25 protein-coding genes are annotated in these 22421 nt (G+C 67.3%); 17 read left to right on the forward strand and 8 right to left on the reverse strand.

Going from position 1 to position 22421, the window contains the following annotated elements; genetic code table 11:
• Positions 1–13 precede the first annotated feature (13 nt).
• The 6 genes from AC3A6Y_RS05720 to AC3A6Y_RS05745 are packed head-to-tail and all read right to left on the reverse strand — an operon-like array spanning position 14 to position 5538.
• Positions 14–1141, reverse strand: a complete 1128-nt coding sequence (locus AC3A6Y_RS05720; RefSeq protein ID WP_487867244.1) for an SLC13 family permease — start codon at positions 1139–1141, stop codon at positions 14–16.
• Complete coding sequence (locus AC3A6Y_RS05725; protein ID WP_487867801.1) at positions 1122–2645, reverse strand: class I adenylate-forming enzyme family protein; 1524 nt, start codon at positions 2643–2645, stop codon at positions 1122–1124. Before AC3A6Y_RS05725 ends, AC3A6Y_RS05720 begins: the two co-directional genes overlap by 20 nt.
• 34 nt (positions 2646–2679) lie before the next feature.
• On the reverse strand, positions 2680–3660 hold the full coding sequence (gene lipA, locus AC3A6Y_RS05730) for a lipoyl synthase (protein WP_487867245.1): 981 nt from the start codon (positions 3658–3660) through the stop codon (positions 2680–2682).
• 17 nt (positions 3661–3677) lie between these two features.
• On the reverse strand, positions 3678–4343 hold the full coding sequence (gene lipB / locus AC3A6Y_RS05735; RefSeq protein WP_487867246.1) for a lipoyl(octanoyl) transferase LipB: 666 nt from the start codon (positions 4341–4343) through the stop codon (positions 3678–3680).
• Positions 4340–4636 carry a DUF493 family protein gene (locus tag AC3A6Y_RS05740; RefSeq protein WP_487867247.1) on the reverse strand — a complete coding sequence of 99 codons (297 nt, stop codon included), beginning with the start codon at positions 4634–4636 and terminating at the stop codon, positions 4340–4342. Before AC3A6Y_RS05740 ends, lipB begins: the two co-directional genes overlap by 4 nt.
• Positions 4633–5538, reverse strand: a complete 906-nt coding sequence (locus AC3A6Y_RS05745) for a D-amino acid aminotransferase (RefSeq protein ID WP_487867248.1) — start codon at positions 5536–5538, stop codon at positions 4633–4635. Before AC3A6Y_RS05745 ends, AC3A6Y_RS05740 begins: the two co-directional genes overlap by 4 nt.
• A 170-nt stretch (positions 5539–5708) precedes the next feature.
• On the opposite strand from AC3A6Y_RS05745, the gene AC3A6Y_RS05750 reads away from it, so the two are divergent.
• The 14 genes from AC3A6Y_RS05750 (at position 5709) to AC3A6Y_RS05815 (ending at position 19103) form a co-directional block, all read left to right on the forward strand.
• Positions 5709–6191 carry an ATP synthase subunit I gene (locus AC3A6Y_RS05750; RefSeq protein WP_487867249.1) on the forward strand — a complete coding sequence of 161 codons (483 nt, stop codon included), beginning with the start codon at positions 5709–5711 and terminating at the stop codon, positions 6189–6191.
• Positions 6192–6204: 13 nt separating this feature from the next.
• Positions 6205–7074 (forward strand): F0F1 ATP synthase subunit A, encoded by an 870-nt coding sequence (atpB, locus tag AC3A6Y_RS05755; RefSeq protein WP_487867250.1) that lies wholly within the window; start codon positions 6205–6207, stop codon positions 7072–7074.
• Between the two features lie 71 nt (positions 7075–7145).
• Entirely contained in the window at positions 7146–7409 is a 264-nt protein-coding gene (gene atpE / locus AC3A6Y_RS05760) for a F0F1 ATP synthase subunit C (RefSeq protein WP_019657641.1), read from the forward strand.
• A 90-nt stretch (positions 7410–7499) separates the two neighbouring features.
• Complete coding sequence (locus AC3A6Y_RS05765) at positions 7500–7970, forward strand: F0F1 ATP synthase subunit B (RefSeq protein ID WP_068674811.1); 471 nt, start codon at positions 7500–7502, stop codon at positions 7968–7970.
• Between the two features lie 10 nt (positions 7971–7980).
• Positions 7981–8511: a F0F1 ATP synthase subunit delta gene (locus tag AC3A6Y_RS05770; RefSeq protein WP_487867251.1), complete on the forward strand. Its 531-nt coding sequence runs from the start codon at positions 7981–7983 to the stop codon at positions 8509–8511.
• Between the two features lie 36 nt (positions 8512–8547).
• Positions 8548–10101 (forward strand): F0F1 ATP synthase subunit alpha, encoded by a 1554-nt coding sequence (gene atpA / locus AC3A6Y_RS05775; RefSeq protein ID WP_487867252.1) that lies wholly within the window; start codon positions 8548–8550, stop codon positions 10099–10101.
• A gap of 99 nt (positions 10102–10200) precedes the next feature.
• On the forward strand, positions 10201–11076 hold the full coding sequence (atpG, locus tag AC3A6Y_RS05780; protein ID WP_487867253.1) for a F0F1 ATP synthase subunit gamma: 876 nt from the start codon (positions 10201–10203) through the stop codon (positions 11074–11076).
• A gap of 52 nt (positions 11077–11128) precedes the next feature.
• Positions 11129–12544 (forward strand): F0F1 ATP synthase subunit beta, encoded by a 1416-nt coding sequence (atpD, locus tag AC3A6Y_RS05785; RefSeq protein WP_487867254.1) that lies wholly within the window; start codon positions 11129–11131, stop codon positions 12542–12544.
• A 21-nt stretch (positions 12545–12565) separates the two neighbouring features.
• Complete coding sequence (locus AC3A6Y_RS05790) at positions 12566–12985, forward strand: F0F1 ATP synthase subunit epsilon (protein WP_487867255.1); 420 nt, start codon at positions 12566–12568, stop codon at positions 12983–12985.
• 256 nt (positions 12986–13241) lie between these two features.
• Positions 13242–14411 (forward strand): ROK family protein, encoded by a 1170-nt coding sequence (locus AC3A6Y_RS05795; protein ID WP_487867802.1) that lies wholly within the window; start codon positions 13242–13244, stop codon positions 14409–14411.
• On the forward strand, positions 14408–15928 hold the full coding sequence (locus AC3A6Y_RS05800; protein ID WP_487867256.1) for a sugar ABC transporter ATP-binding protein: 1521 nt from the start codon (positions 14408–14410) through the stop codon (positions 15926–15928). Before AC3A6Y_RS05795 ends, AC3A6Y_RS05800 begins: the two co-directional genes overlap by 4 nt.
• Positions 15897–16922, forward strand: a complete 1026-nt coding sequence (locus AC3A6Y_RS05805; RefSeq protein ID WP_487867257.1) for an ABC transporter permease — start codon at positions 15897–15899, stop codon at positions 16920–16922. The genes AC3A6Y_RS05800 and AC3A6Y_RS05805 overlap by 32 nt, the downstream gene beginning before the upstream one ends.
• A gap of 53 nt (positions 16923–16975) precedes the next feature.
• Positions 16976–17938: a substrate-binding domain-containing protein gene (locus AC3A6Y_RS05810; RefSeq protein WP_487867258.1), complete on the forward strand. Its 963-nt coding sequence runs from the start codon at positions 16976–16978 to the stop codon at positions 17936–17938.
• 7 nt (positions 17939–17945) lie between these two features.
• Complete coding sequence (locus AC3A6Y_RS05815; protein ID WP_487867259.1) at positions 17946–19103, forward strand: Gfo/Idh/MocA family protein; 1158 nt, start codon at positions 17946–17948, stop codon at positions 19101–19103.
• Here AC3A6Y_RS05815 and AC3A6Y_RS05820 read toward each other — a convergent pair.
• On the reverse strand, positions 19048–19650 hold the full coding sequence (locus AC3A6Y_RS05820; RefSeq protein ID WP_487867260.1) for a nucleoside 2-deoxyribosyltransferase: 603 nt from the start codon (positions 19648–19650) through the stop codon (positions 19048–19050). The two genes, AC3A6Y_RS05815 and AC3A6Y_RS05820, sit on opposite strands and share 56 nt — an antisense overlap.
• Before the next feature lie 226 nt (positions 19651–19876).
• Here AC3A6Y_RS05820 and AC3A6Y_RS05825 point away from each other — a divergent pair, with 226 nt between their 5' ends.
• The 3 genes from AC3A6Y_RS05825 to AC3A6Y_RS05835 are packed head-to-tail and all read left to right on the forward strand — an operon-like array spanning position 19877 to position 21223.
• On the forward strand, positions 19877–20473 hold the full coding sequence (locus AC3A6Y_RS05825) for a hypothetical protein (protein ID WP_487867261.1): 597 nt from the start codon (positions 19877–19879) through the stop codon (positions 20471–20473).
• Complete coding sequence (locus AC3A6Y_RS05830; protein WP_487867262.1) at positions 20470–21018, forward strand: hypothetical protein; 549 nt, start codon at positions 20470–20472, stop codon at positions 21016–21018. The genes AC3A6Y_RS05825 and AC3A6Y_RS05830 overlap by 4 nt, the downstream gene beginning before the upstream one ends.
• Before the next feature lie 13 nt (positions 21019–21031).
• Positions 21032–21223: a hypothetical protein gene (locus AC3A6Y_RS05835; RefSeq protein ID WP_487867263.1), complete on the forward strand. Its 192-nt coding sequence runs from the start codon at positions 21032–21034 to the stop codon at positions 21221–21223.
• Here AC3A6Y_RS05835 and AC3A6Y_RS05840 read toward each other — a convergent pair whose 3' ends face one another.
• On the reverse strand, positions 21224–22243 hold the full coding sequence (locus AC3A6Y_RS05840) for a Bug family tripartite tricarboxylate transporter substrate binding protein (protein ID WP_487867264.1): 1020 nt from the start codon (positions 22241–22243) through the stop codon (positions 21224–21226).
• Between the last annotated feature and the right edge of the window lie 178 nt (positions 22244–22421).

The following is a 22421-nucleotide window of genomic DNA, read 5'->3' on the forward strand; positions in this document are numbered from 1 at the left end:
CGGCCGCTGCCTGTCATCCGAGCCGCAGCAGCAGCGCGGAGGCAGCGCAGACCAGGAAGAAGGGAATGCTGATGCGATGGAATTCGCGCAGCCCGTGCGGCACCTTCGCCAGCCGCAGCGCGATCAGGTTGGCCAGCGAGCCCAGCACGCAGCCGAAGCCGCCCACGCTGACGCCGGCGGCGAGCGCGGGCAGGTCGTGCACGTAACGGTCGAGCAGGATGGCGGCCGGCACATTGCTGATGAGCTGCGAGACGCCGATGGCGGCCAGGTAAGCGCGCCAGCCCTGGCCGATCGGCCACTGCTGCAGCAGCGCGGCGACCGCCGGCAGCTCGGCCAGCTGGCGCAGGTCCACGAACATCAGCGCGATGATTGCGAGCAGCGCCCAGTCGATGCCCAGCAGCACGCGCGGGTGCAGCAGCAGGAAGGCGCCGAACACCAGGCCCAGGCCAGCCGCCAGCCAGCGCTGGTCGAGCGCGATCACGAAAGCGATGAAGAGCAGGGCCGACAGCGCCAGCAAACGCGGCTGCACCGGCTCCGCATCGCTCGCGAACTTGAGCTGGATCTCCACGCGCGGCACCAGGAAGCGCACCGCGGCGAAGAGCCAGAACAGCATCACGGCCACGGTCGGCGCCATCATGCCCATGAAGCCCAGGAAGCTCTCGCCCGAGCGGTGCCAGAGGTACAGGTTCTGGGGATTGCCGATCGGCGTGAGGGCTGAGCCTGCGTTGACGGCCAGCGCCTCCAGCACCACCAGGCGCGCCAGCGGCAGGTGGGCTTGCGCCGCCAGCACCCTTGTAAGCGGCACCAGCAGGAACAGGCTCACGTCGTTGGTGACCAGCGCCGAGAGCCCTGCGGCGGTTGCGACGAGGAAGAAGACCAGGTGCCGCAGTTCGGTGGTGCGCGCGAGCAGCCGCGCGGCGACCGACTGCAGCATGCCGCTGCGTTCGACGCCCTGCGTGATGGCGAGCAGGCCGGCCAGGGCGCCCACCGTCTGCCAGTCGACCAGCTGCAGATAATCCAGCGGCGCACGCGGCCGCACCAGGACGAAGACCACGGCCACCGCCAGCAGCACCCACAGGAGGCCGTGGCCGCCGCCATGCTCGGCCGTGGCGGCCTCGGCTTCAGCCGGCGTCGCGCTCACGCAGCTCGCGCTTGAGCACCTTGCCGATCGCGCTGCGCGGGAGCCCGTCGATCAGGTGCAGGCGCGCGAGCCGCTGCGTCTTGCCGAGTTGGGCATTGGCCCATTGCAGCAGCGCCTCGGCGGAGGTTTCGTCGCCGGCGCGCCGCACCACGAAAGCCACCGGCGTCTCGCCCCACTGCTCCGAGGGCACGCCGACCACCGCCGCCTCGGCCACCGCCGCGTGGCCGCGCAGCACGGCTTCGAGGTCGCTCGGATAGATGTTGAAGCCGCCGCTGATGATCATGTCCTTCTTGCGGTCGAAGAGGGTGAGGAAGCCCTCCTCGTCGAAGCGGCCGATGTCGCCGGTGCGGATGAAGCGCTTGCCCGCCGGGTCGAACCACTCGGCCTCGCGCGTCTTCTCGGGCTGGCGGTGGTAGCCGACCATCATGCCGGCCGAATGGCCCACCACCTCGCCGGCCTCGCCGCGCGCGACCTCGCGGCCCGATTCATCGATGAGGCGGATGTCGCTGCCCTCGGCCGGCTGGCCCACCGTGTGCAGCTTGTCGGGATGCAGGTGCGCTTCCAGGATGCAGGTGCCGCCGCCCTCGGTCATGCCGTAGAACTCGACCAGGCCGCCGGGCCAGCGCTTCAGCACATCGGCCTTGAGCGCAGCGCCGAAGGGGGCGCTGGTGCTGAACTTGAAGCGGAAGCTGGAAAGATCGTGCTTGTCGAAGTCCGGATGCGCCATCAGGCGCTGGTACTGCACCGGCACCAGCATCGTGTGCGTCACGCGATGCCGCTCCGCCAGCGCCAGGTAGCCCGCGGCGTCGAACTTCGGCATCAGCAGCACGCAGCCGCCGTAGGCGAGGGTGGGGAAGAAGACCACCAGCGTGGTGTTGGAGTACAGCGGCGTCGACAGCAGCGTCACGGTGTCGGGCCCGTAGCCGTACTTCGCGCCGCGCTGAACGTGGGCCCAGCGCATGCCGTGGCCTTGCACGATGCCCTTGGGCTCGCCGGTGGTGCCGGAGGAATAGATGATGTTGAAGGGCCAGGACGGCTGCGGCTCGACGGCTTGCGCACGCGTGCCCGCCGGCGCCAGCCAGGCCTCGAAGTCCTGCCCGGCCGTGGAGGCGTCGAGCGCGACGCGCGGGATGGCGTCCTTCGCCGGCGCGCCGATCACTTCGGCTGCCGCGGCATCGAGAAAGAGCATGCGTGCCTGCGCGTCGTCGATCATCCGTGCGAGGCTGGCAGGCGTGGAGCCGGGCGCCAGCGGCGCGACCGCGATGCCGGCGCGCAAGGCACCGAGGAAGAGTGCGGCGTAATGCGTGCTCGAGGCGGCGCAGATCGCGATGGCATCGCCTGCCCGAAGGCCGTCGCGCTGCAGGCTCGCGGCCACGCGGTCCATCAGCGCATCGAGTGCGCCGTAGTCCAGCGTGCGTTGGGGATCGGCGAGCGCGGTGCGGGATGCAGCTTCCTGCGCATGCAGGCGGATCAGATCGGCGATGACGCCGAACTCGCGTGCCATCGCGGCGTCGATCGCGCTCATCCGCGGGCTCCCGTCAGACGCCGGCGGCGTGTGCCTGCTGGTCGGCGTGGTAGCTGCTGCGCACCATCGCGCCCACCGCGGCGTGGCTGAAGCCCATCTTGTAGGCCTCTTCCTCGAACATCTTGAAGGTGTCGGGATGCACGTAGCGCCGCACCGGCAGGTGGCTGCTGCTGGGCGCCAGGTACTGGCCGATGGTCAGCATGTCGATGTCGTGCGCGCGCATGTCGCGCATGACCTGCAGGATTTCCTCGTCGCTCTCGCCCAGGCCGACCATGATGCCGCTCTTGGTCGGCACCGTGGGATGCAGAGCCTTGAACTTCTTCAGCAGGTTGAGGCTGAACTGGTAGTCGCTGCCCGGACGCGCCTCCTTGTAGAGGCGCGGCGCGGTCTCGAGGTTGTGGTTCATGACGTCCGGCGGGGCAGCCTTGAGAATCTCGAGCGCGCGGTCGTCGCGGCCGCGGAAGTCGGGCACCAGGATCTCGATCTGCGTTTGCGGAGAGAGCGCGCGGATGTTGCGGATGCAGTCCACGAAGTGCTGGCTGCCGCCGTCGCGCAGATCGTCGCGGTCCACGCTGGTGATCACCACGTACTTGAGGCGCAGCTTGGCGATGGTGTTGGCGAGGTTGAGCGGCTCGTCCTTGTCCAGCGGGTCGGGCCGCCCGTGGCCTACGTCGCAGAAGGGGCAGCGTCGCGTGCACTTGTCGCCCATGATCATGAAGGTGGCCGTGCCCTTGCCGAAGCATTCGCCGATGTTGGGGCAGGAGGCCTCTTCGCAGACCGTGTGCAGGTTGCTCTCGCGAAGGATTTGCTTGATCTCGTAGAAGCGCGTGCTCGGACTGCCGGCCTTGACGCGGATCCACTCGGGCTTCTTGAGCACCTCGCCTTGCACCACCTTCACCGGAATGCGCGAAAGCTTGGCCGCGGCCTTCTGCTTGGCCAGCGGGTTGTAGGTGGCGGGGCCTTGGGCGTCGCGGACGACTTCGGGGGTGCTCATGGGTGCGTGGGCGGGACTCAGGGCGCGAGGTAGATGGCGAGCTTGCTGGCCAGCACCTGCGCGGCTTCGTCCCAGGTTGTTTGAACGCCGATTGTAGAAAGGTCCACGGTTTCCAGGCCAGGGTAGCCGCAAGGGTTGATGCGGGAGAAGGGTTCGAGGTCCATCGCGACATTGAGCGCGACGCCGTGGTAGGTGCGGTGGCGGGTGATCTTGATGCCGAGGGCGGCGATCTTGCCCAGGCCCGCGAACGGGACCGCGGCAGCCTCCAGCCGTGCATGCGAGAACGGATCTTCCAGTCGAACGTAGATCCCCGGCGCACCCGATACGCGATGTCCGGTGACGCCGAAATGCGCCAGCGTGCGGATCACCGACTCCTCGATGCGATACACATACTCCTTGACGTAGTAGCCCGCACGCTTGAGGTCGATCAGCGGATAGGCCACCACCTGTCCCGGCCCGTGGTAGGTCACCTGCCCGCCGCGGTCGGTCTGCACCACGGGGATGCCGCGGGGGTTCAGCACGTGGTCGGCCTTTCCGGCCAGGCCCTGCGTGTAGACCGGCGGATGCTCGCAGATCCACAGCAGGTCGGCCGATTCCGGCGTGCGGCCCTGCGTGAGGCGCTGCATCGCCGCATAGGTGGGCGCGTAGTCGACGTGGCCGAGCCAGTCGACCTCGAGCGTCACAGCACCACCTTGACCATCGGATGCGCGGTCAGCGCAAGATAGATGGCGTCCAGCTGCTCGCGGCTGGTGGCGGTCACCGTGATCGTCACGCCCAGGTAGTTGCCGGCCTTGCTGTTGCGCAGCTCGACGGTGCTGGCGTCGAAGGCGGGGTCGAATTGCTGGGCGATCTGCGTGATGGCATACACGAAGCCGTCGGCCTTGGCGCCCATCACCTTGATCGGAAACTGCGAGGGGTACTCGATCAGCGATTCCTTGCGCGCGTCGATCGAGGTGTCGGAAGGGGGGGTGGTCATGCTGTCACTCCGTGGTCGTGCGCGCTGCGTTGCTTGGCGCGCTGGTAGCCGGCGTCGATGGCCTGGAAGAGCGGGCCCGTGCGGCCCGTGCCGATGGGCTGGCCGTCGAGCGTGACGACCGGCAGCACCTCCTTGGTGGCCGAGGACAGCAGCAGCTCGTCGGCGCCGAAGACCTCGTCGCGCGCGATGCGGCGCAGCGAGAAGGGGATGCCGGCCTCGCCGCAGATGCGCTCGATCAGGCCATAGCGGATGCCCGCGAGCACCAGCTCGTCTTTGGGAGGGCCACTCACCGCGCCATCCTTCACCACCCACACGTTGCTCGACGAGGCCTCGCTCAGCCAGTCGCCGCGGAACATGATGGTCTCGGCCGCGCCGGCCTCCACGCTGATCTGCCGCGCCAGCACCGCCCCCAGCAGGCTGGTGCTCTTGATGTGCGCCTTCTGCCAGCGGAAGTCCTGCGCGCTGACGCAGGCCACGCCCCTGGCGCGCACCGCGTCGGGCACCGGCTTCATGGGGTTCAGCATCACGAACACGGTGGGCGTCAGCCCCTGGGGCATCGCGTGCTCGCGCGGTGCGACGCCGCGCGTGACCTGGATGTAGAGCGCCTGCACCGCGGCGCGCTGCTCGGCGGGGCTCGCCTCGACCAGGCGCATCGTGATCGCGTGCCAGGCCTCGCGCGTGAGCGGGTTGGCGATGCGCAGCTCGGCCAGCGAGCGGTCCAGCCGCGCCATGTGTTCCTCGAAGCAGAAGGGAGCGCCGCCATACACCGGCACCACTTCATAGACGCCGTCGCCGAAGATGAAGCCGCGGTCCAGCACGCTGATCTTGGCCTCGCGCAGCGGCGTGTAGTCGCCGTCGAGATAGCAGAGAGAATCGGGGAGGGCTTCGGCGATCGGGTGCATGAGGGATTATGGTGGGGGCGACTCCTTGCTTTCCAACACATGCCCGGGCGCCCGCGTGATCGGCAAGGACGTTGACAAACCTGACGGGAACCTGGCGGAGGGCCGTGGGTTTCTACTTATAATCAGCGGCTTTGTAGAATTTCTGGGTCGTCATCCGGGCTTCATTCGATATGAAAACAATTGCCCGCGATGCGCATGTTCATGAGGACGCGCAAGACCCGGACGCCGACTTCAAGCCGCTGACTGCCGAGGAGGCCCAGCGGCTGCGCGAGCGGAAGCCGCTGATCTCGCCATGGCGAGTGATCGCGATCCAGGTCGTGGCGGGGCTGCTGGTGGCATTGGCCGCCTGGGGCTTGTCGGGGAGGCAGAATTTGGGGTGGTCCGCCGGATACGGCGCACTGGCGGTGGTGATTCCCTCCGCGGTGTTCGCAAGAGGACTGACGGGGAGGTTTTCTTCGCTGAATGCGGGCACTGCGGTGCTCGGGTTCTTCTTGTGGGAAATGGTCAAGCTGGTCTTGTCGGTGGCGATGCTGCTCGCCGCGCCGAGACTGATAACGGAACTGAGCTGGCCGGCGATGCTGGTCGGCTTGGTGGTGACAATGAAGGCGGCCTGGGTGGCGGTAATGCTGGCGCCCAAACGCCCGAAAATTTAAAGACGAGTAACGGATGGCTGCTGAAAACGCTGCGGAACATGGTCAGACCGCTGGTGAATACATCGTTCACCACTTGACCCATCTTCAAAGCTCCAAGCCGGCAGGTGTTGCCGATTTCTCGGTTTTCAACTTCGACTCCCTCTTCTTCTCGATCGTGCTCGGCGTGCTCGGCTGTTGGCTGCTCTGGCTGGCGGCGCGCAAGGCGACCTCGGGCGTGCCAGGCCGCTTCCAGGCCGCGGTCGAAATCCTGGTCGAAGTGGTCGATCAGCAGGCCAAAGGCATCGTTCACAATGCTCAAAGCCGCAAGTTCGTCGCGCCGCTGGCGCTCACGATCTTCGTGTGGATCTTCATGCTCAACGCGATGGACCTGCTGCCGGTCGATCTGCTGCCGGCGATCTGGGCCAAGATCTTCGGTGCCGCCGGCCACGACCCGCACCACGCCTACCTGCGCGTCGTGCCTACGGCAGACCTTTCGGTGGCGATGGGCATGTCGGTTTCCGTGCTCCTGATCTGCCTGTACTACAACATCAAGATCAAGGGTGCCGGCGGCTGGGTGCACGAGCTCTTCACCGCGCCCTTCGGCAACAAGATCTGGCTGTACCCCTTCAACTTCGCCATGCAGATCATCGAGTTCGTCGCCAAGACCGTCTCGCATGGCATGCGTCTCTTCGGCAACATGTATGCCGGTGAGCTGATCTTCCTGCTCATCGCGCTGATGGGCGGTGCCTTCACGCTGTCGGCCACCGGGGTCTTCCTGGCGCTCGGCCACATCATCGCCGGCACGGCCTGGGCCATCTTCCACATCCTGATCATCACGCTGCAGGCCTTCGTGTTCATGATGCTGACGCTGGTGTACGTGGGCCAGGCCCACGATCACCACTGATTCGCGTTCCTGCGTCTTTTTCCGTTTTCGTTTTTTCTTTTTCTCTTCAACCAAAGTCCTTAGGAGTCATCATGGAAGTTATTAGCTTTGTCGCCCTGGCCGCCGGCCTGATCATCGGTCTGGGCGCCGTGGGCGCTTGTATCGGCATCGGCATCATGGGCAGCAAGTACCTCGAGTCGGCCGCCCGCCAGCCCGAGCTGATGGGTGAACTCCAGACCAAGATGTTCCTGCTGGCCGGTCTGATCGACGCCGCGTTCATCATCGGTACCGGTATTGCGCTGTGGTTCGCCACCGCCAACCCCTTCCTCTCGCAGATCGCCAACCTGCCGAAGTAATCGAGCGCAGGCTTCTCGTCGAAACCGCTGCAGACCTTTCTTCCTCATGAAGAACGGCGCCGGATTTCAATCCCAAAGAGAGGGTGAAAAGTGAGCATTACCGGTACCCTGATCGTCCAGATGATCGTGTTCCTGATTCTTGTCGGGTTCACGATGAAGTTCGTGTGGCCGCCGATCGCCAAGGCGCTGGATGACCGTGCCCAGAAGATCGCCGAAGGCCTGGCCGCAGCCGACAAGGCCAAGGTCGCGTTGTCGGAAGCGGACAAGCGGGTGGAAGTCGAGCTGGGCAAGGCGCGCAACGAGTCCGCGCAGCGCCTGGCCGATGCCGAACGCCGTGCGCAGGCCATCGTTGAAGAGGCCAAGGCCCGCGCCACGGAAGAAGGCAACAAGATCGTGGCGGCTGCCCGCGCCGAAGCCGAGCAGCAGGCCGTGAAGGCGCGCGAGGCGCTGCGCGAGCAGGTGGCCGTCCTGGCCGTCAAGGGCGCCGAGCAGATCCTGCGCAAGGAAGTGAATCCGGCCGTGCACGCCGATCTGCTTTCCCGCCTGCAGACTGAACTCTGAAACGGACGCCATGGCTGAACTCGCCACCATTGCACGCCCCTACGCCGAAGCGCTGTTCAAGGCGTCTTCGTCGGACCTCGCCGGCGCCGGCGCATGGCTCGAGAGGGTCGCGGCCATCGCCGCCAATCCCGAGCTGCAACAGTTCGCCGACAACCCCAAGGCCACGCCCGAGCAGGTGCTGGGCGTGATTGCCGGCGCCAACGGCGCCGCGCTGCCGCCGGCGGCCAACAACTTCCTGATGGCGCTGCTCGAGAACGGCCGCTTCAGCGCGCTGCCGGAGATCGGCAGGCAATTCCGGGCCCTGGCCAATGCGCAGAGCGGCTCGTCCGATGCGGTGGTGTACAGCGCCTTCCCGATCGACGCTTCCTCGCTCAACGGCGTGGCGGCCGCGCTCGAAAAGCGCTTCGGCCGCAAGCTGCAGGTCACCGTCGAGCAGGACCCGTCCCTGATCGGTGGCATCCGCGTGGTGGTGGGTGACGAGGTGCTCGACACTTCCGTCAAGGCGCGCCTCGAACAAATGAAAGTTGCGCTGGCAGCCTGAGGCCGCCAGCCCCCTCAACGAAAGAAGGAAAGAGTCATGCAACTCAATCCCGCAGAAATTTCCGAGCTGATCAAGAGCCGCATCGAGGGTCTTGGCGTCAGCGCGAACATCCGCAACGAAGGCACCGTGGTGTCGGTGACCGACGGCATCGTGCGCGTGCACGGCCTGTCGGACGCGATGCAAGGCGAAATGCTCGAGTTCCCGCCTTCCGCGGACGGCACGCCGTCCTTCGGCCTGGCGCTGAACCTCGAGCGCGACTCCGTCGGCGCCGTGATTCTGGGCGAGTACGAGCACATTTCGGAAGGCGACACCGTCAAGTGCACGGGCCGCATCCTGGAAGTGCCGGTCGGCCCCGAACTCATCGGCCGCGTGGTCAACGCGCTGGGCCAGCCGATCGACGGCAAGGGACCGGTCAACGCCAAGATGACCGACGTGATCGAGAAGGTCGCCCCGGGCGTGATCGCGCGGAAGTCGGTGGACCAGCCGATGCAGACCGGCCTCAAGTCCATCGACTCCATGGTGCCGATCGGCCGCGGCCAGCGCGAGCTGATCATCGGCGACCGCCAGACCGGCAAGACCGCGGTGGCGATCGACGCGATCATCAACCAGAAGGGTCAGAACATGACCTGCGTCTACGTCGCGATCGGCCAGAAGGCTTCGTCGATCAAGAACGTGGTGCGTGCGCTGGAGCAGGCCGGTGCGATGGACTACACCATCGTCGTGGCCGCCTCCGCCTCCGAATCGGCTGCCATGCAGTACGTGAGCGCCTATTCGGGCTGCACGATGGGCGAGTACTTCCGCGACCGCGGCCAGGATGCCCTGATCGTCTATGACGACCTGTCCAAGCAGGCCGTGGCCTACCGCCAGGTGTCGCTGCTCCTGCGCCGCCCGCCAGGCCGCGAAGCCTACCCCGGCGACGTGTTCTACCTGCACAGCCGCCTGCTCGAACGCGCAGCCCGCGTGAACGCCGACTACGTCGAAGCCTTCACCAAGGGCGAAGTCAAGGGCAAGACCGGTTCGCTGACCGCGCTGCCGATCATCGAGACGCAGGCCGGCGACGTGTCCGCCTTCGTGCCGACCAACGTGATCTCGATCACCGACGGCCAGATCTTCCTGGAGACCAACCTGTTCAACGCCGGCATCCGCCCCGCCATCAACGCCGGTATCTCGGTGTCGCGCGTGGGTTCGTCGGCGCAGACCAAGGTCATCAAGAGCCTGTCGGGCGGCATCCGTACCGACCTCGCGCAGTACCGCGAACTCGCGGCCTTCGCGCAGTTCGCCTCCGACCTCGACGAAGCCACCCGCAAGCAGCTCGACCGCGGCGCCCGCGTGACCGAACTGCTGAAGCAGCCCCAGTACAGCCCGCTGCCCATCTCGCTGATGGGTGCCTCGCTGTTCGCGGTGAACAAGGGCTTCATGGACGACCTGGACGTCAAGAAGGTGCTCGCCTTCGAACACGGCCTGCACCAGTTCCTCAAGTCCAGCCACGGCGCGCTGCTCGACAAGATCGAGCAGGCCAAGGCGATCGACAAGGACGCCGAGGCCGAGCTGACGACCGCCGTCACGGCGTTCAAGAAGTCGTTCGCCTGATCGGCCCAAGGAGTTAATCCATGAGCCCCCACGCTCGCATTTGCTCGCTGCCCCCCGAGGGGGTGCGTACCTCCTTGAGGCGGCTCGGCGGAGGTACCAATGGCAGCTGGTAAGGAAATCCGCGGCAAGATCAAATCGGTGGAGAACACCAAGAAGATCACCAAGGCAATGGAAATGGTGGCCGCGTCGAAGATGCGCAAGGCGCAGGAACGCATGCGCGCCGCCCGCCCCTACAGCGAGAAGATCCGCAACATCGCAGCCAACCTCGGCCAGGCGAACCCGGAGTACACGCACGCCTTCATGAAGGTCAACGACGTGAAGGCCGCTGGCTTCATCGTCGTCACGACCGACAAGGGCCTGTGCGGCGGCATGAACACCAACGTGCTGCGCGCCGTGACGTCCAAGCTGCGCGAGCAGCAAACCGCCGGCGTCGCTGTCGAGGCGGTGGCCATCGGCAACAAGGGCCTGGGTTTCCTCAACCGCATCGGCGCGCGCGTGGTCTCGCATGTCACCCAGCTGGGCGACACGCCGCATCTCGACAAGCTGATCGGCCCGGTCAAGGTGCTGCTCGACGCGTATGCCGAAGGCAAGCTCAGCGCGGTCTACCTCTGCTACACCAAGTTCATCAACACGATGCGCCAGGAGTCGGTGGTCGAACAGCTGCTGCCGCTGGCCGCGGATTCCTTGAAGATGGAAAAAGGCCAGCACTCGTGGGACTACATCTACGAGCCCGATGCGCAGAGCGTGATCGACGAACTGCTGGTGCGCTACGTCGAGTCGCTGGTGTACCAGGCCGTGGCCGAGAACATGGCCTCGGAACAGTCGGCGCGCATGGTGGCCATGAAGTCCGCCACCGACAACGCGGGCAACGTGATCGACGAGCTCAAGCTGGTCTACAACAAGACCCGCCAGGCCGGCATCACCAAGGAGCTGTCGGAGATCGTTTCGGGCGCTGCGGCGGCCGCAGGCGTTTGAAGGCCTTCGGTCCCTCGACCTCAACCAGATTTAGTTTTTATCGGAGCAGATGATGGCTCAAGCAAATACAACGCAAGGCAAGATCGTTCAATGTATCGGCGCCGTGGTCGACGTGGAATTCCCGCGCGACCAGATGCCCAAGGTGTACGACGCCCTGCAATACGAGGGCGGCACGCTGACCCTCGAAGTGCAGCAGCAGCTCGGCGACGGCGTGGTGCGCACCATTGCACTCGGCTCGTCCGACGGCCTGCGCCGCGGCCTCGTCGTGACCAACACCGGCAACCCGATCACCGTGCCCGTGGGCAAGGCGACCCTGGGCCGCATCATGGACGTGCTCGGTCGCCCGATCGACGAGCGCGGCCCGGTCGGCCAGGAAGTCACCGCTTCGATTCACCGCAAGGCGCCGGCTTACGACGAGCTCTCGCCCTCGCAGGATCTGCTGGAAACCGGCATCAAGGTGATCGACCTGGTCTGCCCCTTCGCCAAGGGCGGCAAGGTGGGCCTGTTCGGCGGCGCCGGCGTGGGCAAGACCGTGAACATGATGGAGCTCATCAACAACATCGCCAAGGCTCACTCGGGCCTGTCGGTGTTCGCCGGCGTGGGTGAACGCACCCGCGAAGGCAACGACTTCTATCACGAGATGTCCGATTCGGGCGTGGTCAACCTCGAGAACCTCGGCGAGTCGAAGGTGGCCATGGTCTACGGCCAGATGAACGAGCCCCCGGGCAACCGTTTGCGCGTGGCGCTGACCGGCCTGACCATCGCCGAATCCTTCCGCGACGAAGGCCGCGACGTGCTCTTCTTCGTCGACAACATCTACCGCTACACGCTGGCCGGTACCGAAGTGTCGGCGCTGCTGGGCCGCATGCCTTCCGCCGTGGGCTACCAGCCGACGCTGGCCGAGGAAATGGGCCGCCTGCAGGAGCGCATCACCTCCACCAAGGTGGGCTCGATCACCTCGATCCAGGCCGTGTACGTGCCGGCCGACGACTTGACCGACCCGTCGCCCGCGACGACCTTCGCCCACCTGGACTCCACCGTGGTGCTGTCGCGCGACATCGCTTCGCTGGGCATCTACCCCGCCGTGGACCCGCTGGACTCGACCTCGCGCCAGCTCGACCCGCACGTGGTCGGCGAAGAGCACTACAACGTGGCCCGCGCCGTGCAGGGCACGCTGCAGCGTTACAAGGAACTGCGCGACATCATCGCCATCCTGGGCATGGACGAACTGGCGCCCGACGACAAGCTGGCCGTGGCCCGCGCCCGGAAGATCCAGCGCTTCCTGTCGCAGCCCTTCCACGTGGCCGAGGTGTTCACCGGTTCGCCCGGCAAGTACGTGCCACTGGCCGAGACCATCCGCGGCTTCAAGATGATCGTCAACGGCGAAGCCGACCACCTGCCGGAGCAGGCTTTCTACATGGTGGGCGGCATCGACGAGGCCTTCGAGAAGGCCAAGAAGGTCGCCTAAGGCGGCTGCATAGGAATCCAGATGGCAAACACCATTCACGTCGACGTGGTCAGCGCCGAGGAGTCCATCTTCTCGGGCGAGGCCAAGTTCGTCGCGCTGCCGGGTGAAGCCGGCGAGCTCGGCATCTATCCGCGCCACACGCCGCTGATCACGCGCATCCGTCCCGGTGCCGTGCGCATCGAGACGGCCAACGGCGGCGAGGAATTCGTCTTCGTGGCCGGCGGCATCCTGGAAGTGCAGCCCAACACCGTCACCGTGCTGTCCGACACCGCCATCCGCGGCAAGGACCTCGACGAAGAGAAGGCCAACAAGTCCAAGGCCGCGGCCGAGGAAGCGCTGAAGAATGCCAAGAGCGACATCGACATCGCCCTGGCCCAGTCCGAGCTGGCCGTGATGGCCGCTCAAATTGCGGCGCTGCGCAAGTACCGCCAAAAAAAGTAGCTCTCCTCCAGGCTCCGCGCGGACAGGCCAAGGCCGGTTCCGCGGTGTTCCACCAACCACAAGGCCGCCTTCGGGCGGCCTTGTGCTTTTGGTTTGTGCGTTCTGTTTGGTCTTTATTAGGCCGAAGTTCAATCTTGTTCGGCTGAAGCCCTGCGCCTAGTATTCGCCTTCGATCCGGACGCCGCGTCTGCCCGGATTCAAGACGAACAACGGAGACAAGCGCTTGGCACCCTGGAGCGGCCTCACTGCCGACGAGATGGCGCTGCTGGAAACGACCTTCTGGTCTGCCGGCGGCTCGCGCCATGCCATGGCCGAGCGGCTGGGCTTCTCCAAAAGCAAGGCCAATGCGCTGATCGCCGGACTGGTCGAGCAGGGCCTGCTGGCCGAAGCCGGCCTGCAGCGCTCCTCCGGCGGGCGCCGCGCCGAGAACCTTCAGCTGCACGAGGGCCTCGGCGTGCTGGTCGGCGTGGACATCGGCGCCACCAGCCTCGACGTGGCCGTGCTGCGGCCCGACCTGAGCGTGCTGGCCCAGCATGCCGAGCCGGCCGACGTGCGCGAAGGCCCCGGCGTGGTGCTGGCCCGCGTGCGCGTGCTGATGCGCGAACTGCTGGCCCGCTGCGGCTTCGGAGCGAAGCAGCTGATCGGCATCGGCATCGGCGTGCCTGGCCCGGTCAACTTCGAGATCGGGCAACTCGTGAACCCGCCGCTGATGCCGGCCTGGGACAGCTTCTCGATCCGAGACTACCTGCGCGAGGACTACGCGGCCCCGGTCTTCGTCGACAACGACGTGAACCTGATGGCGCTGGGCGAGCTCTGGCGCCTCCGGCGCTCGCTCTCCAACTTTCTCGTCATCAAGGTCGGCACCGGCATCGGCTGCGGCATCGTCTGCCACGGCGAGGTGTACCGCGGCGCGGCCGGCTCGGCCGGCGACGTGGGCCACATCTGCGTCGACCAGGAAGGGCCGCTGTGCCACTGCGGCAACCTGGGCTGCGTCGAGGCGATGGCAGCCGGCCCGGCCATCACGCGCATGGCGATGCAGGCGGCGGAAGCGGGCGAGAGCCGCGCGCTGGCCGAGCGGCTGCGCGCACAGGGCCGCATCGACGCGGTCGACGTCGGCCAGGCCAGCCGCGCCGGCGACGCGGCGGCGAATGCCATCGTGCAGCGGGCCGGCCAGCTGATCGGGCAGATGCTGGCTTCGATCGTCAACTTCTTCAATCCCTCGCATGTGTTCATCGGCGGCGGCATCACCCACATCGGGCCGCTGTTCCTGGCGGCGCTGCGCCAGAGCGTCTACCACCGGTCGCTGGCGCTGTCGACGCGGCACCTGGAGATCCAGTACACGCCGCTGGGCGCGCAGGCCGGCCTCGTCGGTGCGGGCGTGCTGGCGATGCACGAGACGCTCAAGGTCCGGGGGGTCGCGCCGTGACCACGCCGACCCCGAGGCGCAGCGTCGCCGTCGAGTTCGACCAGGTGGTGAAGGCCTTCGGACCGGTGCAGGTGCTGCACGGCGTGAGCTTCTCGCTGGAGCCCGGGCGCGTCTATGGCCTGCTCGGCGAAAACGGCGCCGGCAAGTCCACGCTGATGAAGATCCTGGCCGGCTACGAGCCGATCACCGGCGGCACGGTGCGCGTCAACGGCGAACCGCAGGTCTTTGCCAGCTCGCGCGAGGCCGAGGCGCTGGGCATCGTGCTCATCCACCAGGAGTTCAACCTGGCCGAGGACTTGAGCGTGGCGCAGAACATCTTCCTCGGCCACGAGAAGAAAAAGGGGTTCTTTCTGGACGATGCGGCGATGGAGCGGGACGCCGCCGCCGCGCTGGCACAAGTCGGCCTGAAGGTCGATCCGCGCACCAAGGTGCGCCGCCTGATCGTGGCCGAGAAGCAGCTGGTCGAGATCGCCAAGGCGGTCTCGCGCCACGCCCGCCTCCTGATCATGGACGAGCCCACCGCCACGCTCACGCCCGGCGAGACCGAGCGCCTGTTCCGCCTGATCGCGCAACTGCGCGCCGACGGCGTGACCATCGTCTACATCTCGCACAAGCTCGACGAGGTCGAGCGCGTGACCGACGAGGTGATCGTGATGCGCGACGGCCGCTTCGTCAGCCGAGCGCCCACCGCCGAGCTCACGCGCCACCAGATGGCCAACCTGATGGTGGGCCGCGAGGTGGCCGATTTGTACCCGCCGCGCGACCCGGTCACGGCGGCGCATGCGCCCGCGATGCAGGTGCGCGACTTCAGCGTGCCCGGATGGGCCGACAGCGCCAGCTTCGAAGTGCGCCCCGGCGAGATCCTGGGCTTCGCCGGCCTGGTGGGTGCCGGCCGCACCGAGCTCTTCGAGGGCCTGTTGGGCCTGCGCCCCGTCAGCGGCGGCAGCGTCGAACTCGGCGGCAAATCCGTTCAGCTGCGCAATCCCCGCGACGCCGCGCACCACGGCCTCACCTACCTCAGCGAGGACCGCAAGGGCAAGGGCCTGCACGTCCACCTGGGCCTGCGCCAGAACCTCACGCTGATGGCGTTGGAACGCTATGCGCAGCCCTGGCTCAAGCCCGAGGCCGAGCGCAGCGCGTTGGCCGCCGCGGTGAAGGACTTCGGCATCCGCACCGGCGACCTCGATGCGCGCGCCTCTTCGCTCTCGGGGGGCAACCAGCAGAAGCTCGCGCTTGCCAAGGTGCTGCAGCCCCAGCCCAAGGTGGTGGTGCTCGACGAGCCCACGCGCGGCGTCGACATCGGCGCCAAGCGCGACATCTATTTCCTGATCCAGCGGCTGGCCCGCGAGGGGCTCGCCGTGATCGTCGTCTCCTCCGAGCTGATGGAACTGATCGGCCTGTGCCACCGCGTCGCGGTGATGCGCGCAGGCCGGCTCGTCGCCACGCTGGACGCCGACCAATTGACCGAAGAGGAGCTGATCGCCCATGCCACCGGAACCGCAGCAAGCCACGCCTGAGGCCGCGGGCGCCATGCACCGCAGTGAAACCCGGCCGCGCTGGACCGAGCGCCTGCACGGCCTCGGCCCGGTCATCGGCCTGGTGCTGCTGTGCATCGCGGGCACGCTGCTCAACAGCGACTTCGCCACGCTCGACAATGCGATGAACGTGCTCACCCGCACCGCCTTCATCGGCATCATCGCGGTGGGCATGTGCTTCGTGATCATCTCGGGCGGCATCGATCTCTCGGTGGGCTCGATGGCCGCGCTGATCGCCGGCTGCGTGATCATGTTCATCAACGCCATGGGGCCGGCGCTCGGCTCGCCGCTGCTGGCGGTGCTGCTCGGAGCGCTGCTCGCGGTGGTGCTGGGCGCCGTCTTCGGGCTGGCCCACGGCCTGCTCATCACCAAGGGCCGCATCGAGCCCTTCATCGTCACGCTCGGCACGCTGGGCATCTTCCGCGCCTACCTGACCTACTTCGCCGACGGCGGCGCGCTCACGCTGGACAACGAGCTGTCCGACCTCTATGCGCCGGTCTACTACGCGAGCCTGCTGGGCGTCCCGGTGCCGGTGTGGGTGTTCCTGGTCGTCGCGGTGATCGGCGGCCTGATCCTCAACCGCACCGCCTACGGCCGCTATGTGCAGGCCATCGGCTCGAACGAGCAGGTCGCGCGCTACGCCGCCGTGGGCGTCGACGGCGTGAAGATCCTCACCTACGTGCTCCTGGGCGTCTGCGTGGGCATCGCGACCCTGCTCTACGTGCCGCGCCTGGGCTCGGCCTCGCCCACCACCGGCCTGCTGTGGGAGCTGGAAGCGATCGCCGCGGTGATCGTCGGCGGCACCGCGCTCAAGGGCGGCGCGGGCAGCATCACCGGAACCGTGATCGGCGCCATCCTGCTCTCGGTCATCAGCAACATCCTCAACCTCACGAGCATCATCAGCGTGTACCTCAATGCCGCGGTGCAGGGCTTCGTGATCATCGTGGTCGCTTTCCTTCAACGAGGCCGCCGTTGACGCGGCCGTCCGATTTCGTGTCACTGAACTTTTTCAACCAAGGAGACAAGTCAATGAAGCATCTCACCCGACGCATCGCACTCACCGCGGTCGCCGCTGCCGCGCTCGGAGCCATTCCGGCGCTTGCAGCGGAGAAAGTGAACCTCGGCGTCTCGATTCCGGCCGCGACGCACAGCTTCATGGGCGGCATCAACTACTGGGCCAACCAGGCGAAGAAGGACCTGGAGAAGGAGCACAAGGACCTCAAGATCACCATCAAGACCGCGGCCAACGCGCCCGAGCAGGCCAACCAGCTGCAGGACCTGTCGACGGTGACCAAGATCAACGCGCTGGTGATCTTCCCCTTCGAGTCGGCCGCGCTGACCAAGCCCGTGGCCCAGGTCAAGGCCAAGGGCACCTACGTCACCGTCGTCGACCGCGGCCTGACCGACACCAGCGCGCAGGACGCCTACGTGGCCGGCGACAACACCGCCTTCGGCAAGATCCCGGCCGAGTACATCGCCAAGAAGCTGGCCGGCAAGGGCGAGATCGTCGCCTTGCGCGGCATCGCGACCACGCTGGACAACGAGCGCATGGACGCCTTCAACGGCGTGCTCAAGAACTACCCCGACATCAAGCTGCTCGATGCCAAGTACGCCAACTGGAACCGCGACGACGCCTTCAAGGTCACGCAGGACTACCTGACCCGCTTCAAGAAGATCGACGCCATCTGGGCGGCCGACGACGACATGGCCGTCGGCGTGCTCAAGGCCATCGAGCAGGCCAAGCGCGACGACATCAAGGTCATCTTCGGCGGCGCCGGCGCCAAGGGCATGGTCAAGACCATCCTCGACGGCAAGGACCCGCGCATCCAGGCCGACGTGAGCTACTCGCCCAAGTTCATCTACGACGCCATCAAGCTCACGGCCGAGGCGCGTCTCAAGGGCGAGAAGCTGCCGGCGACGACGATCATTCCCTCGGTGCTGATCACAAAGGAAAACGCCAAGGACTTCTACCACCCCAACTCGCCTTTCTGAGGTTCCGATGCCGGCGACACGAAAGCTGCGCTATGCCATGGTCGGCGGCGGGCGAGACGCCTTCATCGGCGCGGTGCACCGAAAGGCGATCGCGCTCGACGGGCAGGCCGAGCTCGTGGCCGGCGCGCTGTCGTCCAGCGCCGAGAAGGCGAAGGCCTCGGGGCGCGAGCTCTGGCTGGCCGACGACCGCAACCACGGCGACTGGCGAGCCCTGCTGGACGACGAGCTGAAACGCCCCGAGGAAGAACGCATCGACTTCGTCTCCATCGTCACGCCCAACCACCTGCACTTCCCGGTGGCGCAGGCTTTTGTCGAGGCCGGCTTCCACGTGGTGTGCGACAAGCCGCTGGTGCACACCGGTGCGCAGGCCGATGCGCTGGTGGCGGCCGTGGCGCGGCAGGGCACGGTGTTCGCCGTGACCTACAACTACACGGGCTATCCGATGGTGCGCGAGGCGCGCGAGATCGTGAGCAGCGGGCGGCTCGGCGAGATCCGCAAGGTGGTCGTCGAATACAACCAGGGCTGGCTCGCCACCCAGCTCGAGAAGGAAGGCAACAAGCAGGCGGCCTGGCGCAGCGACCCCGCGCGCAGCGGCGCGGCGGGTGCCATCGGCGACATCGGCTCGCATGCCGAGAACCTGGTCGCCACCGTGACGGGCCTCGAGATCGAAAGCCTGTGCGCCGACCTGAGCGCGCTGGTGCCGGGCCGCGCGCTCGACGACGACGGCAGCGTGCTGCTGCGCTTGCGCGGCGGGGCCCGCGGCGTATTGATCGCGTCCCAGGTCAACACCGGGCTGGAGAACGACCTGCGCCTGCGCGTCTCCGGCACGCTGGGCACGCTGGTCTGGCGCCAGGAGCAGCCCAGCGAGCTGCTGCACCTGCCGCATGACGGGCCGCGGCGCGTGCTGACTCGTGGCGCGCCGTGGCTGGGCGAGCCGGCCCGGCGCGCGAGCCGGCTGCCCAGCGGACATCCCGAGGGCTTCATCGAGGCCTTCGCCAACGTGTATGCCGGCGTCGTGGCCGATGTTCGCGCGCGACTCGCCGGGGAGCAGGCCGACGCGCTGGAGGCCGACTACCCCCGCGTGGAGGACGGCGCGCGCGGCGTGCGCTTCATCGAGCGCGTGGTGGCGTCGGCCGGGAGCGAGGCGAAGTGGACGGCTTGGTGAGCCCTCGATCTGCAAGAAGCACCTTCGCCAACCGCGCGAGAGCGGCTTCGGCCGTCGGCTCGACGGCCGTCGAGCAGGCCAGCATCAGGTTCAGGCGCTGGCCCAGCCCTTCCACCATCACGCCGCTGTCGCGCTCCCGCGTGAGGCCCCGTGCATCCTGCGTGCATGCCATGGCCGCGCAGACCCGGCTTGCATAGCTGCCCGCCGGCACGCCGTAGACCACCACGGGCTTGCCCAGTGCAACCGCGAAGCCGACCTCGAACACCGTGCCCGAATCCGGCTCGAGGCCGCGGAAGTCCATCAGGTTGGCAATGACGCCGTCGGCCTGCCGGATGAGCGCGATGTTGCCCTCGTAGATGCGGCGCGCGCGCTCGTCGTCGCTGCCCGCGAAGTCCGCGCCCAAGCCGTCGTCCGAGGGCTCGACGCCCTCCAGGTCCAGGCGCTCGCACGCGGCTTTCAGGTCCCGGTAGATCCGTTCGCAGTCGCGAAAGAAGATGTCCGGGCCGGCAAGGTAGACGCGAGGCCGGGGAGGTCGGGGCTGGTGCATGGTCGCGTTCGTCGTCGGCAACGGTTCACGGGGAAGGGCATGCATTGTCCGGCACGAACGAGCCGGGCGCACGTGCGCCGAAGGCTCGTAGGTCCGGTCCCACAGCAATAACGTCCTTGCGCTGCCGACCCGGCATTGCGAGCGAAATCACCATTCACCATCCGCCCGTGGTTGCTGCTGCATCCGCGGCGCGCACGGACGGTGCTTCGTTGTGAAGGGGAGATGTATGGACGCTGAGAACATGCAAGTCCTATGGGTGCTGGCGATCATCGTGGTTCTTGCCCTGGTCGCGCTGGCCGCCTATTTGTTCTACCGAAAGCGCCAGTCGGGCCTGCTCGCGGCACGCTTCGGCGACGAGTACGAGCTCGCCCTCAAGCAGCATGGCAGCCGGGCCAAGGCAGAAGCCGAGCTCCGGCAGCGCGCCGCGCGGGTCGAGCGCCTGAACATCGTTCCCCTCGCAGCGGGCGAAGCGGCGCGCTTCAGCAGCGCATGGAACCGGGTGCAGGCCGAGTTCGTCGACAACCCGACCGGCGCGGTGACGCAGGCGGACCAACTGGTGCGCGAGCTGATGCAGAAGCGCGGCTATCCGATGGGCGACTTCGAGCACCGCGCGGCCGACATCTCGGTGGACCATCCGGCGGTGGTGAGGAACTACCGCGCGGCGCAGGCCATTCACGCCCGTACCTTGAGCGGCGAAGTCGAGACCGAGGAGCTGCGCAAGGCCGTGGTGCACTACCGTGCGCTGTTCGATGAATTGCTGGAAGTCCGCGTGGAGGACCCGCAGCGAGGCATGCCGGCCAAGCCGGTGGAGGCACGATCATGATCTTCGATACCAAGCGGAACGAGCGGAAGGAGCGGGACGTCGTGGCCCGACCCACGCAGAGCCGGAATGTGGATGCCGGCGTTGTGCCCGACGACATTGCGCCGGACGATCTCGAGCGCCCGGTCGCACAGCAGCCGCCGCAGCGACACGAACCGGAGCCGTCGCAGCTGTCACAGGCATCGCAGGCGGCACGGCAGCCTCAGCAGCCGCCCGTGGAACAGCGGCCGCAGCCGCCGCGCATGGCGCAGCCCGATGGCGCCGACGAGTCGCTGGCGCCGCTTTTCACGCCCGAGGCAGCTCGGGATTTTCGTGCCAGCTGGGATGCCGTGCAGATCGGCTTTGTCGACGACCCGCAGCGGGCCGTGCGGCAGGCCGACGAGCTGGTTCGGCAGATGCTGCAGAACCTGTCGCAGACCTTCTCGCAGGAGCGAGCGGGGCTGGACGCGCGCGGCGACGACGCAGTGGCCGATGCCGCTTCGACAGAGAAACTGCGCGTGGCGCTGCGTCGCTACCGCGCCTTCATGCAGCGGCTGCTCTCGCTGTGAGCCGGAGATCGTGATGGCGCAAAGAAGAACCGAAGCCGGCTCGCCGCCGCGCGAACTCGGCAAGGCCCCCGGCAACAAGCCCTTTCTGCGGCAGCGAGTCGGGCCTGCCGCGCCGAAGCGGCGCTCTTCCGAAGGCGCGAGCACCGGCCGCAGCGCCAGGTCGACGGCCGGCGGCGCCGCCGGCCAGCTGACCGCAAAGGACTGATCACTCGGCGCGGATGTCGTTGTCCTTCACCACCTTGCCGAGCAGCGCGTAGTAGTCCTTGGTCAGCGCGGCCAGCTGCTCGGGCGTGCCGCCGCCGGCATCGTCGCCGCGGTCCGAGATGGTCTTCTGTACGTTCGGGTCTTTCAGCGCGCTGTTCATCGCGGTGTTCACCTTCTTCACGATGTCCGCATTCAGGCCCGGTGGGCCGTACAGGCCGATGAAGGAGATGACCTGGAAATCCTTGATGCCCTTTTCGGTGGCCGTGGGCACGTCGGGAAAGGCCGGCACCCGCTTGGCCCCCGTGGCCATCAGGGCCTTGAGCTGGCCGGACTTGAGGAAGGGCGCGACCACCGAGGACGCGTCGAACATGCAGGGCACGCGGCCGGCGATCAGGTCGGTCATGGCCGGCGCGCTGCCCTTGTAGGGCACGTGACTCATCTTCGGCTTGCCGATGCGCTCGCGGAACAGCTCCATCGTGGTCTGCACCAGGCTGCCCGGCCCGCCCGAGGCGTAGTCGACGGTCTTGCCTTCCTTGTCCTGCGCCTTCACCCAGGCGATGAAGGCGTCGAGGTCCTTCACCGGCAGGCTCGCCGGCACCACCAGCATGAGCGAGGAGGTGAGCAGCAGGCCGATGGGCGTCATCTTGAGCGGGTCCGCCACGGGCGTGTTGCGGTAGGTGTGCGGGTTCAGCACCATGTTGCTGCCGTTGCCCACCAGCAGCCGGTAGCCGTCGGGCGGGGACTTCGCCACGTAGTCGGTCGCGATGTTGCCGTTGACGCCCGCCTTGTTGTCCATCACCACCGGCTGGCCCAGGCTGGCCTGCATGCCCGCGGTGAGGATGCGTCCCGCGAAGTCCGTCTGCCCGCCCGGCGGATAGCCCACCACCAGCGTGACCGATTTGGTGGGCCAGGCTCCTTGAGCTCGAGCGAGTTCGGGAAGCAGTGCGGCCCCGAGGCCGCCGAGGCCAAGTTGCAACAGGGCGCTGCGGCGCGACACAGGGACATCGGGCGCGATCGGCATCATGTTCTCCTCAGGACCTTGGCAAGGTCGGCGGGGCCATCATAGGAGTGCGCCGGATGCGCCACAAGGGCGGCATTGCCATGTCCCCGGGATCTTGCTGCGCGGCGTCGGCGCGCTCCTACGTGCCTCGGCGGCCTGTCCGATCCCGGGCATCGATGTCCGCCGCTCGCCGAGTCTC

The sequence above is a fragment of the Variovorax sp. Soil_C_17 genome, from assembly GCF_057657265.1.

Coding starts and splice junctions, on each gene's coding strand:
- AC3A6Y_RS05725 (WP_487867801.1), bottom strand. CDS start 2,645: ATGGCACGCGAGTTCGGCGTCATCGCCGATCTGATCCGCCTGCATGCG.
- lipA (WP_487867245.1), bottom strand. CDS start 3,660: ATGAGCACCCCCGAAGTCGTCCGCGACGCCCAAGGCCCCGCCACCTAC.
- AC3A6Y_RS05740 (WP_487867247.1), bottom strand. CDS start 4,636: ATGACCACCCCCCCTTCCGACACCTCGATCGACGCGCGCAAGGAATCG.
- AC3A6Y_RS05745 (WP_487867248.1), bottom strand. CDS start 5,538: ATGCACCCGATCGCCGAAGCCCTCCCCGATTCTCTCTGCTATCTCGAC.
- AC3A6Y_RS05750 (WP_487867249.1), top strand. CDS start 5,709: ATGAAAACAATTGCCCGCGATGCGCATGTTCATGAGGACGCGCAAGAC.
- atpB (WP_487867250.1), top strand. CDS start 6,205: ATGGCTGCTGAAAACGCTGCGGAACATGGTCAGACCGCTGGTGAATAC.
- atpE (WP_019657641.1), top strand. CDS start 7,146: ATGGAAGTTATTAGCTTTGTCGCCCTGGCCGCCGGCCTGATCATCGGT.
- AC3A6Y_RS05770 (WP_487867251.1), top strand. CDS start 7,981: ATGGCTGAACTCGCCACCATTGCACGCCCCTACGCCGAAGCGCTGTTC.
- atpA (WP_487867252.1), top strand. CDS start 8,548: ATGCAACTCAATCCCGCAGAAATTTCCGAGCTGATCAAGAGCCGCATC.
- atpG (WP_487867253.1), top strand. CDS start 10,201: ATGGCAGCTGGTAAGGAAATCCGCGGCAAGATCAAATCGGTGGAGAAC.
- atpD (WP_487867254.1), top strand. CDS start 11,129: ATGGCTCAAGCAAATACAACGCAAGGCAAGATCGTTCAATGTATCGGC.
- AC3A6Y_RS05790 (WP_487867255.1), top strand. CDS start 12,566: ATGGCAAACACCATTCACGTCGACGTGGTCAGCGCCGAGGAGTCCATC.
- AC3A6Y_RS05795 (WP_487867802.1), top strand. CDS start 13,242: ATGGCGCTGCTGGAAACGACCTTCTGGTCTGCCGGCGGCTCGCGCCAT.
- AC3A6Y_RS05805 (WP_487867257.1), top strand. CDS start 15,897: ATGCCACCGGAACCGCAGCAAGCCACGCCTGAGGCCGCGGGCGCCATG.
- AC3A6Y_RS05810 (WP_487867258.1), top strand. CDS start 16,976: ATGAAGCATCTCACCCGACGCATCGCACTCACCGCGGTCGCCGCTGCC.
- AC3A6Y_RS05815 (WP_487867259.1), top strand. CDS start 17,946: ATGCCGGCGACACGAAAGCTGCGCTATGCCATGGTCGGCGGCGGGCGA.
- AC3A6Y_RS05820 (WP_487867260.1), bottom strand. CDS start 19,650: ATGCACCAGCCCCGACCTCCCCGGCCTCGCGTCTACCTTGCCGGCCCG.
- AC3A6Y_RS05825 (WP_487867261.1), top strand. CDS start 19,877: ATGGACGCTGAGAACATGCAAGTCCTATGGGTGCTGGCGATCATCGTG.
- AC3A6Y_RS05830 (WP_487867262.1), top strand. CDS start 20,470: ATGATCTTCGATACCAAGCGGAACGAGCGGAAGGAGCGGGACGTCGTG.
- AC3A6Y_RS05835 (WP_487867263.1), top strand. CDS start 21,032: ATGGCGCAAAGAAGAACCGAAGCCGGCTCGCCGCCGCGCGAACTCGGC.
- AC3A6Y_RS05840 (WP_487867264.1), bottom strand. CDS start 22,243: ATGCCGATCGCGCCCGATGTCCCTGTGTCGCGCCGCAGCGCCCTGTTG.